We start from the raw sequence: 15,763 nt of genomic DNA, 5'->3' as shown, positions 1-15,763 counted from the left end.
TCGTAGTAGACGTTGCGTTCCCGGCGGATCTCCGCGGACATGCTGTAGAAACGCTGCGAGCTGTTCTCGGATCGCGCGAGAGCCATGTCGGCGAGTGCGCGCGCGATGCGGCCGTTGCCGTCCTCGAAGGGATGGACGGTCACGAGCCACAGGTGCGCCAGCGCGGCCTTCAGGACCGCATCGATCTCCGCTTCGGCGTTCCACCATGCGAGGAAAGCGGACATCTCGCTCGCCACTCGTGGCGCCGGTACGGCTTCGAAGTGGACGCACTCGCGGCCGATGGGGCCGGAAACGACCTGCATGGGTCCCTTGGCGTCTGTGCGCCAGGCACCGACAGCGATCTTCGCCATGCCGCTCCGACCGGTCGGAAAGAGGGCCGCGTGCCAGCCGAACAATCGCTGCTCGTCGAGAGCCTTGCCGTAGTGGCGCGTGGCATCGAGCATCATTTCGACGACGCCATCGACCTGCCGATCCGCGGCTACCAAGCCTCCGATGTCCATTCCGAGACGCCGAGCGATGGACGAGCGCACCTGCTGCGCGTCGAGTCTCTCCCCTTCGATCGCGCTGCTCTGGGTGACGTCCGCGGTCAGCGTCTGAAGAACTGCCTCCTGGCGCAACCCGAAGCCGAGCGCCTCCATCCGACCGACGAGCCGCCCCTGCCGATGCCGCACTTCGGCCAACAGCGCCCCGACGCGCTCGCTGCTCCAGCGAAACCGAGGCCAACCATCGAGCTCATGAAGATACATTCGCCGCATGTCTTGCGGTGATTATCGACCGGATTCACCGCAATGTCCATCTGCGCACTGAAGTCGAAGATCTGAAGCGCACAAGCTCAGGCCAACTCTCCTGCAATCCCTCCTTAGCGGTGAAAAACGACTGGCACCGCTAGCGCGCCGCTTCAGTTGCCCCGCGGTCAAAGCGAGCCCCCGGTTTCCTTCCGAGCCGCTTCCGGGTCCAAGTAGCATGAAACCGGCGCTCGCCTTGAGGGAGGACCTGATGAACGAAGCGTTTGCGGAACCGGACGATGGGGCGGCTGGGCCGGAGAGCCCGGAGGCTGCGCAGGAACGGCGGCTGCTCGAGGAGTTGAAGCGCGGCAGCCGGGAGGCGGCGGAGAGGCTGGTCGAGGCCACCTACGCCAGGGTCTACGGGTCGCTCGTGCGGCTCACTGGCGATCCCGACGCGGCGGCGGACTTGACTCAGGAGACGTACCGGAAGGCCTGGCAGTCGCTCGCCGGGTTCCGCGAGGCGTCGCAGGTTTCGACCTGGCTGTACAAGATCGCCTACAACACCTTCCTCAACTCGCGGCGGCGGCCGTTTCGGATCGTACCGCTCGAGCCGGTGGTCGAGGCGACGGCGGTCGATGCCGAGCCTCCCCCGGACGAGACCGCCGAGAAGCACGAAGATCGCGACCGGCTGCGCCGCGCCGTGCTCACCCTGCCCGAGGAGCTCCGCTCGGTCGTCACAGCCCACTACTGGGGCGACGTACCGGTGGCGGAGATCGCCAAGCTCGAAGGGATGACGCCCCCCGGCGTCCGCAAACGTCTTGCCCGCGCCTTCGCCGCCATCCAAGCCGCACTGGAGGTCAAGTGATGAACCCCAACGACGAGAAGATCGATCGCGCGATGCGCGATTTCCCTGTCCCCGAGCCGCCCCAGGGCCTGCTCGAAAAGTTGAAGGCCGACATTCCCGATGCCGCCACCCTGGCCGGCAAGACGGCGACGGCAGAAACAGGCCCGCGCCGCTGGCCGCTGCGCCTCGCGGCGACCTTCGTTCTCGCCGCCGTCGGCGCCACCGTCGCCTGGCAGGTGGTCCAGAGCCGCCAAGGCAAGGAGTTCGATCGTCAGGCGCAGGAGTTCCAGGCGCCCAGCACGCCCGATTTCCGGGCCTCGGCTCCCCCGCCTCCTCCGCCACCGCCACCTCCGAAGGCGCAGGCGCCGAAATCGGCAGGTGGGCCGGATGCGTCCGCCGTCACCGGCGCCCCAGAGGCCTCGACCCCCCTTACTGACAGCCTTTCAGCAAGGGACGAGATGGCGGATGGGCAGATCACCCAGCCGCTCGAGGTACCCGCGGCAGCTCCAGCAGCCGCCGAAGAGCGCGCGACCGCCCTGCGGATCGGCGGCAGGAAGGGTGCCGAGGGGGGCGTCGAGGGCGGGGTCGAAGGAGGGGTAGCTGGAGGGGTCGTCGGAGGCGTTGCCGGAGGAGCCCCCGGCGGAGTCCCCGGCGGGGTTCACGGCGGTGCGGTCGGCGCCGTTCCCGCGGCGCCGAAGCCGGCCGCGCAGGGCTACGTCGCGGGCGATACTGGCAGCGAGGAACCCTTCGTCATCGGGGAAGTCGGCAGCACGGATCTCAAGAGCTCGGCCACCGCCGGGTCGATCTCGCGGGAGCAGATCGAGCTCCTTCCCAAGGGGCGTGCGTACGAAGCCGAACGCCGCGAGGCGGCGCGAGAGAACGAAGCCGCGCGCGATGCGTCGCCCGACACCATGATCTTCCGCGAGACGCCGGCGAATCGCTTCGTCGACAGTGCGGAGGATCGCCTGTCGACCTTCGCGCTCGACGTCGATACCGGCTCGTACACCCTCACCCGCGGCTATCTCGACCGCGGGATCCTCCCGCCGCCGGCGGCGATCCGCGTCGAGGAGTTCGTCAACGCACAGCAGTACGACGACCCGGCTCCCAATGTCCGGAGGGGTGGTGACTTCGCGCTCTACGCCGAGGGAGCCCCGGCGGCGTTCTACTACGGTGAGCGCACCCGGCTGCTGCGCTTCTCGGTCAAAGCGCGCGAAATTGACGCTCGCGACAGGAAGCCCGCCGTCCTCACCTTCGTCATCGACGTCTCGGGCTCGATGAACCAGGAAAACCGCCTCGGGCTGGTGAAGCGCGCGCTGGGCCTGCTGCTCGACGAGCTCGGCACCGACGACCGCGTCGGACTGGTCGTCTACGGCTCCAACGGCCGCATCCTCCTGCGCCACACCCGCGATCTCGAGGAGATCCGGCGGGCGATCGCCCAGCTCCAGCCCGAGGGCGCGACCAACGCCGAAGAGGGCTTGCGCCTGGCGTACGACCTCGCCGACGAGGGCTGGCGGCAGGGGGCGAGCAATCGGATCCTGCTGTGCTCCGACGGCGTAGCCAACGTCGGTGCCACCGGCCCGGAGTCGATCCTGGCGCGGATCGGCAAAGAGGCGCAGCGCGGCATCGCCCTCACCACCATCGGCTTCGGCATGGGCAACTACAACGACGCCCTGATGGAGCAGCTCGCCGACCAGGGCGACGGTACCTACCACTACGTCGACGCCCTGACCGAAGCGCGCAAGGTCTTCGTCGAGAACCTGACCGGCACGCTCGAGACCGTGGCCAAGGAGGCCAAGGCGCAGGTCGAGTTCGATCCCCGGTCAGTCGTCCGCTGGCGCCTGCTCGGCTACGAGAACCGCGACGTCGCCGACCGTGATTTCCGCAACGACCGCATCGACGCCGGCGAGCTCGGCGCCGGCCACCAGGCGACGGCGCTCTACGAAGTGAGGCTGCGTGACGGAGTCGAAGGAAGCGACAGGATCGCCACCCTGCGCTTGCGGTGGAAGAGCGTCGAGGAGAAGCGGGTGATCGAGGAGTCACGCGATCTCCGGGCCCGCGACCTCGCCCGGAGCTGGGAAGGCGCCTCTGCGAACCTTCGCCACGCGGCGCTCGCCGGAGCCTTTGCCGAGAAGCTCAAGGAGACTGCGGCGGCCGACGACTTCGGCTGGCGCTCTCTCCGGCGGGAGGCCGCAGAGCTCGACCGCGATCGAGGCCGGAACCGCTCCGCTGCCGATCTCGCCGACTCCATCGACCGCGCGGCGCGGATCGCCGGGGCCTCGGAAGATCGAGGAGATCACGACAATCGCCGGCGGAACGAGGAGGACGAGGAGGACCGGCGGCAGCGCAACCCGCGCCTCGACGAGGATTGAGCCGGCCCAAACCCACTTGAAGTGATCCATCGGCTTCCGGAGGACCCGCGGCAACGCCCGCGGGTCCTCCGCTTTGAGGCGCATCACGCGATCGGCCTTGGCAGGGGCCCGCACCCGTTCCGCAGCACCTCTCCACGGCTGGAAGGGCAGGCCGCCTGTTCGGTTTCGTTTCCTCGTTCGTTATCTCTCCCAGAACGAGGCTCTCCCGGCCCGGGGCCGGCAGCTCTCGCGCACCGTCCGCAGCTCTTTCCGAGAACAGGCTCGGAAGACGACCTCGGCCGCACCCAGTACCGACCGAATAGATCCCTCCTCTTGCAGAGGTCCCTCGCATCCCGCGAGGCGACAGCGTCCGGAAGGAGATGGACATGGCCACGAAACCCGCAGTGAAGTTGAGCTTCGAGGACTTCGTCCGCGTTTCGACCCTCACCGCACTGGAAGCGATCCGCGTCCAGCCGAAGGGTAGCCCCATCAAGAATCCGCGGATCTGGGTCGGCATCTGGATCGATCCCAACGTCGGCGGACCCGGCCCGATCGGCGGCGGCCCCGGCGGCTTCCCGGGCGGCGGAGGCATCGGGCAGTGACCTCCCATCGCGGGCAGAGCGAACCGCTCTGCCCGAGCGCCCGCCCAGAGGCGCCGGACGCCCGCATCTTCGGCGTCGTCGACAACTCCGGAGAGGCGCCCGAGGTTCGCTACCTGGCAGAACCCGTTCCCGTCACCGCGGAGGTGCGCGCCCTGCTCCAGGGCGCCCCTCCCGGTGAAGTCTGGCGCGTCGGCGCCCGCTGCGCCGGCTCCGCCTGCGGTCACTTCGACGGCGCGCACTGCTCCCTCGGCGAACGCCTGGTTCAACTCCACTCTCGCCCGAAAGGACCCCAACCGCCCTCGTGTGCCCTTCGCGCCGCCGGCTGCCGCTGGTTTCGCGAACGAGGGATCGACATCTGCTTCACCTGCCGATTCGTCGTGAGCGAAGGAGAGACCCTTCTGGGCTCGGAAGCGGACCGTGCCGCGCTCGGGCAACCTTCGGCCGCGGGCCGCGAACCGATCGCACAAACTGGCCATGGGCTCTCAGGGTGAGCTTGCCAAGTCTGCGGCGCCTGGGCTGGCTGGCTCACCCTCCGCGAGAGCCACCTCCTCGACCCGGCGCAAGATCGTCTGGCGCCCAATGCCCGGGGCGGCCGCCAGCTACTTGAAGCGATCGTGCGGCGACCGGAGGACCCGTGGCAACAGCTGCGGGTCCTCTGCCTTGAGGCGCAGGAGCCGCTGCACTTCGACCGTTTCGACGAACGGCTCGAAGCGCGCCGCCACCTCGCGGTGGAGATCGGCGGTGAGCGCCTTGCGATCGTCGCCGGTCACCGGGGCGTCGCCGAAATGGATGGAGGCCTCGACGTACGGCAGCCAGAGAAACTCCCGGAGGTGGGCTCCGAGCGGCATGTCCCCCCACCACGAGACCGCCAGATGGGTCGGCGTCTCCCCCGCCGGCGCTCGATAGCTGATCGTCGCGTGATGGACGCCACCTTCGGAGCCCATGGCGAGCTCGAGCAGCGGCGAGCGGAACGGCATGACGCAGTCGCCCGCCCCCGACGTTCCCTCGGGGAAGATCACCACCCCCTGCCCGGCGCCGAGCGACTCTTCGATCCGGGCGAGGATCTGGGGGAGCTTCCGCTTCGTCTTGCGGTCGATGAAGATGGTGTTCACTGAGCGACAGATGGCGCCGAAGATCGGCCAGCCGTCGATCTCGGCCTTGGCGACGAAGACGCACGGCAGCTGCGTTCCGAGGACGAAGATGTCGATGTAGGAGAGGTGGTTCGAAACCAGGAAGAACGGCGGCTTCGGCGCCGGTCCGCGGACCGAAACGCGCACCCCGAAGATCCAGCAAAGCGCCTTCGACCAGACCTGATAAGCCCAGCCCTGCCCCCGCACGGCGAAACGCCGAGAGAAGATCCCACAAGCCCGCGCCGCGAGCGCAATGGAGTACGAGAAGAGGGTGACGAGGGCGACGGCGACGAGTCGGAGAGCGGCCCGGAGAGAACGGTAGAAGCGCTTCACCCGTCGATTCTACGGATCGTGGAGGGATCCGTCGAAAGGACCAACTGATCGCCGAGCCGCGAGACTTCGCCTTCGATCTCCACCGGTTCGGCGACGAGATCGAGGACGCGCGGACCGAGCGCCGCGCCGTCCGCCGGCACGAGCAGCAGGATCAGCGTCCGCTGCTCCCCCGCCGGGCCCGCCGCCCGCACGACGAAGGCCGGCGGTGCGCCGCCGGAGATGCAGCGTACGGCGCAGTCCTTGTGGGCCTTGCCCTGGGCCGGCTTCATGACGCCGAACCAGCATTTCGAGTCGACGATCTCGCCGCGCAGCGTCTGGTGACCGAGCGAAACCTGCGCCGGAGGCGTCCTGCCCGGATCGGCCACTGCCTTCCCAGCGCGCGGTGCTTCGCCGGTCACCTCGATCAGTCGCTTGCCGTAGCGCTCGATGCGGTGGCCGCGCAAGGTGAGATCGCGGTCTCCGGCGGCCAGGAGCTGCGCGTCCGGACCGTGCTTGCCAGACCCGACGAGAGGCAAAAAAGCTCCAGTAAAGGGGGTGTCCGCCGACACGGCGGTGGCCCCGGAAGGGGGCCGAGCCGGGGTGCCAGCCTCTTCGGTGGCTTCGGTGGCTTCGCTGGTTTCGATGCTGGCTGTGACCCAGAGTCCGGGCACCGGAACCGTCTGCAGGCGGCCGCAGAACTCGGTTTCGGTGTCCCAGGCGAACTCCCCCTGCCCGAGAGGGCGCTGGACGCTGGCGAGCGCGCCGGCAACGGCCGCGAGACCCACCAGCGCGACGGACGCGACCCCGCGCACGAAGCGCGCAAGGCCCACCGGTACAGGCAAGTACCCGACGAAGAACTCGTCACGACCCCCCTTTACCGAGCCTTTGCTTTCTTCGCGAATCGCATCCTCCAGCCTGAGGGGCTCGACGAAGGTACCTGGCGGCAGGGGGCGCGGATCGAGAAAGACCCGGGCGCCGTCCACCAGCCGTAGCCGGAACGTCGGTACACGCTCGGTGAACGGTGCCGGCGAGGCGCCGTCTGCGGGGCGGTACTGGAAGCCGTGCCAGGGGCAGGTGATGCAGCCGTCGAGGATCCTGCCCTCGCCCAGTGGCCCGTTCTGGTGCTGGCAGACGTTCGAGACCGCGGAGAGCTTGCCGTCGTAGCGGAAGATCGCCACGCGCTCGCCGCCGACGGTCACGATGCGTGCGCGGCCGTCGCGGATCTCGCCGGCGCGGCAGGCCTCGACCAAGCCGTCCGCGGCGTGCCCGGCTACCTCACGGTCGAGCGCCCGTCCCTTCGCCGCCGCCGCGAGATGGAGCGCGACGAGAGCGAGAGCTCCGGCGCCGAGGAGCGCCGCCGGCAGCGCGGACGCCACGTCCTGCAGCACGCCGAGCGCGACGTGCCCGACGAGCAGCGCATAGGCGAGGTAGACCCCCATGTGGAGCGTCTTCCAGACCGGCGCGGTGAGATTCGTCAACCAGAAGTCGTGGCTGGTCGCCGCCATCAGAAAGAGGATCAGCAGCGCCGCGGCACCGAGCTGCTGGAAAGGGAACTGCGCCACGCTCGTCCACTGCGTGTTGCTGGTCAGCAGGCTCACCAGCGGGTTGCGGTCACCCAGGGCGTGAAACTGGAAGAGCGCGAAACCGCCATGGGCCAGAGCGAAGAGGAACATCGTCACGCCGAGATGCCGCCGGTTCCACAGCAGCGGCAAGAAGCGCCGATCGAGCCGCGCCAGCGGGCCGATCGCCAGGACGACATGCAGCAGCGTCAGCGCGAGGGTGCCGAAGGCGCGAATGAGCAGCGTCTCGGCGGTGATCTCGGGGCGCACCCAGAGGCCGACGCCGACGAAGAGCGCGAGGTAGAGCGCCGCTCCCCCCCACACCACGGTGTCGTAGCGCTTCTTGCCCGGCGACCAGCCGACGGCCACATATCCCGCGCTCATCGCGCGCCGTCCGCATCGTCCGCAACGTCCGCATCGTCCGCATCGTCCGACGGCAGGGCAGCCGGCGCGAGAGCTGGCGGTAGCTCCTGCAGCGGCGGTGACGTCCGGGCACGCACGGCGAGAATGAGCAGCGCCGGCAGGAGAATCGCGAGCGCCAGCCAGATCCAGCGGTGGGCAGAGCGAAGGCCGCCGATCATCGCCCCGGTTCCTTCGCCCGCACCGCTTGCGCCGCGCGGCGGTGAGCGTTGGCTTCGATGGGCAAGGCCGCCCCGGCGATCCAGCGCCGGAGCAGCAGCGGCCAAAAGGCCACGACGCCGGGAAACACGATCAGACGAAAGCCCCAGCTCGACCCGTGCGCGCCGGAATCGAGGCGCTCGATGCCGCGGGCAAGAAAGGGGACGGCGAAGGCAGCTCCGAGCGCGGCATAGGCGCCGAGCGCTCGCACCAGCCAGGGGGCGATCTCGATCCAGGTCATCGGAAGGCGGCTCTCCTCTTGCCCGGTTCGATGCGCTGCGCGCGCCTCAGGTTTCGATCAGCGGAAAGGAGATCGTCTTTTCGGTCGGCGGCAGGCAGCGATGGTCGTCGCAGGCCTGGTAGCGGAGCTTCAACTGCGGCTTCGCGCCGCCACTCTGCGTGCTCCGCGCCCGGCCGGCGATGATGACCCTGCCGCGAAAAGCCTGCTGGTAAAGGGGGGATCCCGGCTCGCCGGTGACCTCGGGCTGTGGGTAGACCATCGCAGCGGGATCGAGCTCGAGATCGACACCCTCGACCCGCAGGCTTCCGTCCAGATGCCAGCCCTGCGCTACGACAACCGTGAGCACGAAGGGCCGCCGTCCCGCCGTGTCGGGCAGGTCACTGCGCAGAGTCACCTCGACCACGCGCTGTGCGGCCGACTCGAGATCGTCGTGCGAACCACCACCCCCCTTTACCGAAAACAGTGTTGCGCCTGCGACAGCGTCGCCCGAGCGCAGCGAGCCGGCCCCTGAAACCGAGCCTTTCGGCTCGACGCGCGCGAAGCGCGCCAAGGCGAGGGCCATCGTCTTCGCCCCTTCCGGATGGCGCGTCACGAGCGGCGCGAACGACCGCAACGTGCGCTCCGCGAGGTCGAGAAAGCGGCTCTCCCCGGTGGCAGCGGCGAGGTCGAGGAGATTGTGCGCCGCGACGCCATTCGCCCCCGGCATCGCGCCGTCGAAGACCTCCTTGCCGCGCACCAGGAGGTCGGGGGCGTCGGCGCTGTTGAAGAAGCCGCCGCGCGGCGAGCCCAGACGGCGCTCCTGCTCGTCGGTGAGCCGCACGGCCTCGTCGAGCCAGCGCCGCTCGCCCCCCCTGCCGGACGCCTCGTGCAGGCGCAGGAGACCGCGCACGAAATACGCGTAGTCGGTGAGCCCGGCCTCGATCCGTCCGGCCCCGCGGCGCCAGGAATGGAGCAGCGTTCCGGTCGAGCTCCGCAGATGGACGAGCACGAAGTCGGCCGCCCGCCGCGCCTGCTCGACGAAGGCCGGCTCGGCGAGCACCCTGCCGGCGACCGCAAGACCAGCGATCGCGGTGCCGTTCCAGTCGGCGAGGATCTTGTCGTCGGTCGCCGGCCGCCGGCGGCGCGCGCGCACCTCGAGGAGCTTCGCGCGCAGCGGCGCGATCTCCGCCAGCAGCTCCTCGCGAGTCAGCCGGCGCTCCTTCGCCTGAATGTCGAGCGCCCGCGGCAGGTGAAGAACGTAGCGGTTCTCCTCGAAGAACGGCTCGGCATGGAAACCGAAGATCGGCGCCAGGAAAGTTGCGCCCTCGGCGCCGAGCCCGAGGTCGAGCTCGTCGCGCGTCCAGACGTAGTAGGCACCCTCGCGCCCGCCGGTCTCGGCATCGATAGCGCTCCAGAAGGCGCCCCCCGTTCCTGGTTGCCCCTCCTGGTCCGGCAGCGTCATCTCCCGGGCGAGGAAGCCGGCGGTCTCGCGCACGATCCGCGCCGCTTCGGGAGCGGCGCTGCGGCCGTACTCGCGCGCGTAGACCTCGAGCAGCAGCCCGTTGTCGTAGAGCATCTTCTCGAAGTGCGGCACCTTCCACTCGCGGTCGGTGGCGTAGCGGTGAAAGCCCCCGGCCAGCTGGTCGTAGATCCCGCCGCGCGCCATGGCGTCGAGGGTGGCGGCGAGCATCATCGCCGCCGGCCCGGCGTGCGCCGAGCCCGGATCGGCCAGGGCCAGGAGGTGAAAGAGGTTCGCCGGCGACGGGAACTTGGGCGCCCCGCCGAAGCCGCCCCAGGTCGGGTCGAACTTCTCGCGCAGCGCCGTGAGCGCGAGCTCTGCCGGCGCCGCACCCGCGAGCTCTCCGGTCGCCGGCTCGATCTCCGCCAAGTGGCGGCGGATCGCCTCGCCCAACTCCGCGCCCTGCTGCTCGACGTCGCCGCGGCGCTCTTTCCAGGCATGGATCATCGAGCGCAGAACGGTCGGGAAGCCGGGCATGCCGCGGCTGTCGATCGGCGGGAAGTAGGTGCCGGCGAAGAACGGCAGCAGATCGGGAGTCAGGAAGACCGAGTTCGGCCAGCCGCCCTGCCCGTGCAGCACCTGCGTCGCCAGCATGTAGATCTCGTCGAGATCGAGACGCTCTTCGCGGTCGACCTTGATGTTGACGAACGCCTCGTTCATGAGCGCCGCGATCGAAGGATCCGAGAACGACTCGCGCTCCATGACGTGGCACCAGAAGCAGGTCGAGTAGCCGACCGAGAGGAAGATCGGCTTGTCCTCGGCCTTCGCTCTTGCCAGCGCCTCCGGGCCCCAGGGGTACCAGTCGACCGGATTGTGGGCATGGAGCAGCAGATACGGCGAGCTCTCGGCGGCGAGGCGGTTGGTGCGCTGGGACGGATCACTCATGGCATTCGAATCCTACCGGGTCTTCAGCCCGAACTTCGGTTTCCCCGCCGACGACACTGTAGGGCGTCGCCCAACCCCGTTCCGAGGAGCCGGTGGACGGTCGCTCGAGGGAGTTCTCGGAGCGTATTTCCAGGGGCCCCTCGCAAACAGAGAAAAAATCCAGCTAGATAAGGGGAGATGGAAAACGCGGAGAGGACTTCCTCGAGCGACCGTCCGCCGGCGAAACCACCGATGCCGAGGAAACGCTAGGATCGAGTCGCATGCGCATCGTCTCGCTCGTCCCGAACGCGACTGAAATCCTCTTCGCCCTAGGCGCCGGCGACGACGTCGTCGGGGTCTCGCACGAGTGCGACTTCCCGCCGGAGGCACGTACGCGGCCGATCCTCACCGGCAGCGCGCTCACGCCCGGCATGACGCCGCACGAGGTCGACGCCGCGGTCTCGGCGCAGCTGGCGTCCGGGGCCAGCCTCTACACCCTCGACGAGGAGCGCCTCGCCGCGCTCGACCCCGACCTCCTCTTCACCCAGGAGCTCTGCCCGGTTTGCGCCGTCTCGACCGCTCAGGTCGGCGGTGCCGTAGCGCCGATGGCTCGGTGCCCCGAGGTCCTCTCGCTCGATCCGACCCGCCTCGAAGATGTCCTCGCCGACATCCTGCACGTCGGCGAACGCCTGGGCCGAAGCGCCGCCGCCGAGTGTCTCGTCGACGACCTGCGAGCGCGCCTCGAGCGCGTCGAGCGCGCCACGCACGGCCGGCCACGCCCCACCGTCGTCGCGCTCGAGTGGCTCGACCCGCCGTTCCTCGGCGGCCACTGGGTGCCGCAGATGATCGCCATCGCCGGCGGCCGGGATCCGTTCGCCGTCGCTCCGGGCGAGCGCTCCCGCCGGGCGACCTGGGACGAGATCGCCGCCGCCGACCCCGACTGGATCGTCGCCATGCCCTGCGGCTTCGATGCCGCAGGCGCCGCCGGCGAGGTCGCCAAGCTCGCCGGCGATCCACTGTGGTCACAACTGCGAGCGGTGCGGTCCGGCCGCGTCGCCGCGGTCGATGCCAACGGCTGCTTCAGCCGTCCCGGCCCGCGTCTGGTCGACGGCATCGAGCATCTCCACCGCCTGCTCTCCGGCGACGCGCCCACGAGCGCCTAGTTCGCTCCAGGCCGCCCCGCGCAGACCCGGAGCTTCCCGGTCTCGAGGAGCGTCGGGAAGGGCTGTCCCTGACGCGTGTCGTGGCGAACGACCTCGCCGGTCCAGGTGTCGGTCACGGTGAGGTGGACCTCGACGTCGGTCAGGCCGCCGGCGAAGACCCAGAAGTTGTCGAAGCCGTCTTGGCTGCAGGCGTCGACCATCTTCACCAGGACCTCGACGATCGCGGCGTCGAAGAACCAGAAGTAGCCGCTGTCCGCCGCGAACGGGACGGCCGTGGCGGCGCCGGTCGTGCCGTCGCGCTTGCGCCAGGTCGCGGTCGCTGCGAAGCGCCCGTCGAGAAGCGGCAGGACGTTCCTCGAGGCATCGCTCGAAGCCTCGCCCGCCGCTGCCCGAACCGGCTCCCGGGGGCCTCCTGTCGACGCGCCGCCGAAGTTGCAGACCTCGAACGAACCGCTGTCGTAGAGCGGTCCGAACGTCTCGCCCAGGGCCGTCCGCACCTCGCGGCGCTCCCCGGTCACCGTATCGACCACTTCGAGCTCGACCTCGACGTTGGTGAGGCCGGTCGAGTAGGCCCAGAAGTTCTCGAAGCCGGGGAGGCCGCAGGCATCGACCACTTTGAGCAGAACCTCCGGATTCCCCGGCGCAAAGAACCAGAAGTAGCCGCTGTCGCCGGTGAGCGGCACGACACCCGCCGCACCGAGCTCGCCGGCGAAGTCGCGCCGCACCGCGCGGGCGCGGAATCTTCCGTTCGCGAGGCAGAGCGTCGTCGCATCGGCGACACACGGCGCCACCGACGGCTGGTCGACTTCCCAGATCTCCCGCCCGACGACGCCGTCATCGGCCAGGAAGAGAGCAGACTCCTGGCTTCCCGAGACCCACAGCGGCGCAGAGCTCTCCGGGCCGGGAAAGAGATCCGAGACGAGCTCCGGCTGATGGGATGCCCCATCCACCTGCCAGAGCTCGGTTCCGGCGGCACTCGTCGTCGCCGTGAACAGCACCTGATCGCCGACAGCGATCAGTCCCGAGGGAGACGAGCTCGCGGCACCAGGTTCGAGATCGGCGACGGGCCCGGTACCCTCCGCGGTTCCATCCGAGCGCCAGAGCTCCGTGCCGTGCTCGGCGCCCGACCAAGGGAAGTAGAGCGCCGAAGCGCCCGCTGCGAGCTGCAGCGGCCCGGAGCCGTACTCCGGTAGCCAGATCGCCCGCCGGGTTCCCTCGAGTGTGCCGTCGGACCGCCAGAGAGCAGTGCTGTAGCGGGCCCCGCCCGGGTCGAGTTCCTGCACGAAGAAGTAGTGCACGCCGCGGAATCTGGCCGAAGTGCCGACATCCGGATACCACTCACGGCTCGAAAAGAGGGGTCGAGTCCGCTCGCGACTGCCGTCGCTCGTCCACACATGCTGCGTGCCGCCGCAGTTCTCGTCCAGTTCGAAGAGCGCGGCGCCCTGAGCGAAACCAGGAGAAACAGCGAAACCCGAGGAGCACCAGAAGCGCTCGCTCCAGGGAATCTGGGCGACCAGGCCCGTGCTCGAGCTTTTGCCATCGGTGAGCCAAAACTGGAGAACCGGGCCCACCTCCGCGGTCGAGGTCAGGATCAGGACAGCGGTGCCGAACTCCAGCGCGATCGATTCGATCTCGCAGGTGTCCGGAGATTCGATCAGGACTTCCCGAGTCAGAGTATCGAGGTCGATGGCCACCAGTCTTCGACTCTCCTCCACCACGAACCACTTGCCGAGGTTGCTGCCCGCCGAGACCGCTGCACTCGCAGGGAGGCTCAGGATCGGCTCGACTTCGGACGCCCCCGGCCGCCAGCGGTAGATCGAAGGGGTGGGGTTCTCGTTCGTCATACCCAGGAAGAGGTACCCATCATCGGTGGCGAAAAGGTCGTCCGAGAGGCGGGCGCCGATGCCCTCCTCGCCCGGCTCGTCGAAGAGCGGGATGAGCTCGTGCGTCGCCGGCCGAAATCGATGAAGCTGGTAAGCCGCTCCTTGAGTTGCTGGATCGGCGTAGGGACTGCCCTCGAAGAACAGCCACTCCTCTCCCGCAGCGTAGAAACGGAGTCTCTGCATCTCGGGAGAGTCCTCGTAGAGCGCTGGCAGCGAGAAGAGCTCCTCGACGGCGCCTCCATCCGCGCCTCGACGCACCACCGCCGTCCTTCCCTGATCTCCGAGGATCGCGAAGATCTGCGCTCCATCGACCTCGCCGAGCAGACCCACGGCCGAGAGGCCGGGCCTGTCCCGACGCAGATCTGCGAGCAGGGCGGCCGAGTCCGGCAGGCGATCCGCCCGCCAGAGCTCGAGGCCGACACCGCCGCGCGCGGCGCGAAAGACCCAACCGGACGCGCCCACGGGGGCCAGGACTGGACCCTGAACCGCAGGCCAGGGAGCCAGCGCCTCCAGGGAATGCGCGATGCGAAAGGACCCCTCTGGGCTGCCATCCGACACCCAGAGATCGAAGGGCGGCTCGCAGTCTCGCGAGTTCGTGAAAATGTAGTCGTCCGCCGACTCGAGGCGCTGAAAGCACTGACTCGCGCATTCGTTACCCTCACAGAGACGAGCCAGTTCGGTGGCGGGTGCATCCGAGCCGTCGGAAGCCCACAGCGACGCCTGCTGCTCCGTGAAGGTCAGAAAGAGAGAACGGCCCCCGATTTCTGCCATCGAGTTGTAGGCATCGATTGGGTTGCAGGGTCCGGGCCCGCAGCCGCCGGGAAATGGCTCCCCGGCGCCTTCCGTCTTCGGCGTCCGCCAGAGCTCGCAGCCGGTCCCGCCCCAATCGGAGCAGCGGAGGACGAGCAATCGGTCGTCCAGGACGACGAGATTCCGCGTCGCGGCGTACCAGCCGGTGACATTGACGATCGGCCGGGTCGTCTCCGGCGTCAAGTCGCTGCGCCAGATCGACCGTTCGCCGTCGGAAGTGGCGATGAAGTAGACCGACCGCCCCTCTGCCTTGAAACCTCCCGAGGCATCGGTCCACGAGTTGATGGCGTGAAACACCGCGAGCCGGGCCGTGCCGGTCTCCGAGCCGTCGGAGAGCCAGAGCTCGGAGGAGCTGTAGGTTTCCCCCTCCACCCAGAGCAGGACGCCGGCAGCGGACTGTCCGAACATTGGAAAGGAGAATGCGCCGCCGGGGATGAGGAAGGTCCTTCCCAGAGTCGTACCTGCAGCTGTTCCATCCGACTGCCAGAACGAGACCTCGTGTTCGTCCCAGCTGAGCGACGAGTAGGCTGCGACGACCAGCTGGCCGTCGGAGGTCGCGGACAGGCCAGCGATGCCCTCGCCCGCATTCTCGTCGAGGGCGCGCACAAGCCTGGTGCCGGCGATTGTCCCGTCCGTCCTCCAGAGCTCGAGCGGGCTCTCACGCCCGCCGAACAGAAAGTACGAGATGCCCGCCACTTCAATCCAGCGGCCGAGTCCGCTCGCGGTGAGCCCCAGGCTCGGTTCCTCGTCGCCGTTGCCTTGCAGGACGAAGGTCACCAGCCGGGTCGCAGCCGCGGCGCTATCAACTCCCCAGAGCGCGCTGAAGCCGTCATGACAGAACGACAGGTAGTAGGCGCGATCCTGACCGGCAAAAAGCAGGGTGATCTTGCCGGGTACGCGGTGGGAGCAAGGCGCCGAGATTTCTCGCGTCCCACCCGTCGAACCATCGGTGACGAACAGCCGGTCGGCATAGTCGTCCGGCTGGGCCGCGAACACGACGACGCCGTGGAGCGGCGCCAAGCCGTGCGGAACCGAACCTTCGTCCGGTCGAGCGATCCTTCCGAGATCTTCGACGAGGCTCGGTGGCGAGACTGCCGACGCCGGCGCCAATACGAGAAGATAGAGCGTCCCCGCCAAGAGCCAAGTCGCTCCCCGCACTTCGGGTC

At 69.0% G+C, this 15,763-nt stretch carries 12 protein-coding genes; 5 read left to right on the top strand and 7 right to left on the bottom strand.

Annotation, left to right across the window (positions count from 1 at the left end):
- Positions 1 to 746 (bottom strand): DUF4172 domain-containing protein (locus KBI44_14065; protein ID MBP9145607.1); only part of this gene is annotated, 746 nt, incomplete at its 3' end.
- A 250-nt stretch (positions 747 to 996) separates the two neighbouring features.
- Between KBI44_14065 and KBI44_14060 the strand changes: the two genes are divergently transcribed.
- The 4 genes from KBI44_14060 (at position 997) to KBI44_14045 (ending at position 5,010) form a co-directional block, all read left to right on the top strand.
- Positions 997 to 1,590, top strand: a complete 594-nt coding sequence (locus KBI44_14060; protein ID MBP9145606.1) for an RNA polymerase sigma factor — start codon at positions 997 to 999, stop codon at positions 1,588 to 1,590.
- Positions 1,590 to 3,938 carry a von Willebrand factor type A domain-containing protein gene (locus tag KBI44_14055; protein ID MBP9145605.1) on the top strand — a complete coding sequence of 783 codons (2,349 nt, stop codon included), beginning with the start codon at positions 1,590 to 1,592 and terminating at the stop codon, positions 3,936 to 3,938. Before KBI44_14060 ends, KBI44_14055 begins: the two co-directional genes overlap by 1 nt.
- Positions 3,939 to 4,303: 365 nt before the next feature.
- A complete protein-coding gene (locus tag KBI44_14050; protein ID MBP9145604.1) occupies positions 4,304 to 4,519 on the top strand; it encodes a hypothetical protein in 216 nt (71 codons plus the stop codon).
- Complete coding sequence (locus KBI44_14045; protein MBP9145603.1) at positions 4,516 to 5,010, top strand: nitrogen fixation protein; 495 nt, start codon at positions 4,516 to 4,518, stop codon at positions 5,008 to 5,010. The genes KBI44_14050 and KBI44_14045 overlap by 4 nt, the downstream gene beginning before the upstream one ends.
- Before the next feature lie 108 nt (positions 5,011 to 5,118).
- Here KBI44_14045 and KBI44_14040 read toward each other — a convergent pair whose 3' ends face one another.
- From KBI44_14040 to KBI44_14020, 5 genes are read right to left on the bottom strand one after another with little or no spacing between them, the layout of a single operon-like run.
- On the bottom strand, positions 5,119 to 5,982 hold the full coding sequence (locus tag KBI44_14040; protein MBP9145602.1) for a 1-acyl-sn-glycerol-3-phosphate acyltransferase: 864 nt from the start codon (positions 5,980 to 5,982) through the stop codon (positions 5,119 to 5,121).
- Entirely contained in the window at positions 5,979 to 7,904 is a 1,926-nt protein-coding gene (locus KBI44_14035; protein MBP9145601.1) for a ferric reductase-like transmembrane domain-containing protein, read from the bottom strand. The genes KBI44_14040 and KBI44_14035 overlap by 4 nt, the downstream gene beginning before the upstream one ends.
- Complete coding sequence (locus KBI44_14030; GenBank protein ID MBP9145600.1) at positions 7,901 to 8,101, bottom strand: hypothetical protein; 201 nt, start codon at positions 8,099 to 8,101, stop codon at positions 7,901 to 7,903. Before KBI44_14030 ends, KBI44_14035 begins: the two co-directional genes overlap by 4 nt.
- A complete protein-coding gene (locus KBI44_14025) occupies positions 8,098 to 8,379 on the bottom strand; it encodes a hypothetical protein (protein MBP9145599.1) in 282 nt (93 codons plus the stop codon). Before KBI44_14025 ends, KBI44_14030 begins: the two co-directional genes overlap by 4 nt.
- Before the next feature lie 46 nt (positions 8,380 to 8,425).
- The gene (locus KBI44_14020) at positions 8,426 to 10,762 is read right to left on the bottom strand and encodes a DUF255 domain-containing protein (protein ID MBP9145598.1); all 2,337 of its coding nucleotides are present in this window, start codon (positions 10,760 to 10,762) and stop codon (positions 8,426 to 8,428) included.
- Positions 10,763 to 11,022: 260 nt separating this feature from the next.
- On the opposite strand from KBI44_14020, the gene KBI44_14015 reads away from it, so the two are divergent.
- A complete protein-coding gene (locus KBI44_14015; protein ID MBP9145597.1) occupies positions 11,023 to 11,904 on the top strand; it encodes a cobalamin-binding protein in 882 nt (293 codons plus the stop codon).
- Here KBI44_14015 and KBI44_14010 read toward each other — a convergent pair.
- Positions 11,901 to 15,734 carry a hypothetical protein gene (locus KBI44_14010; GenBank protein MBP9145596.1) on the bottom strand — a complete coding sequence of 1,278 codons (3,834 nt, stop codon included), beginning with the start codon at positions 15,732 to 15,734 and terminating at the stop codon, positions 11,901 to 11,903. The genes KBI44_14015 and KBI44_14010 overlap by 4 nt on opposite strands.
- Positions 15,735 to 15,763: the final 29 nt, after the last annotated feature.

The organism is Thermoanaerobaculia bacterium (assembly GCA_018057705.1).
Classification (GTDB): Bacteria; Acidobacteriota; Thermoanaerobaculia; order Multivoradales; family JAGPDF01; genus JAGPDF01.
The sequence above is the reverse complement of the archived record's forward strand: the minus strand, read 5'-3'. Positions and strand labels throughout refer to the sequence as shown.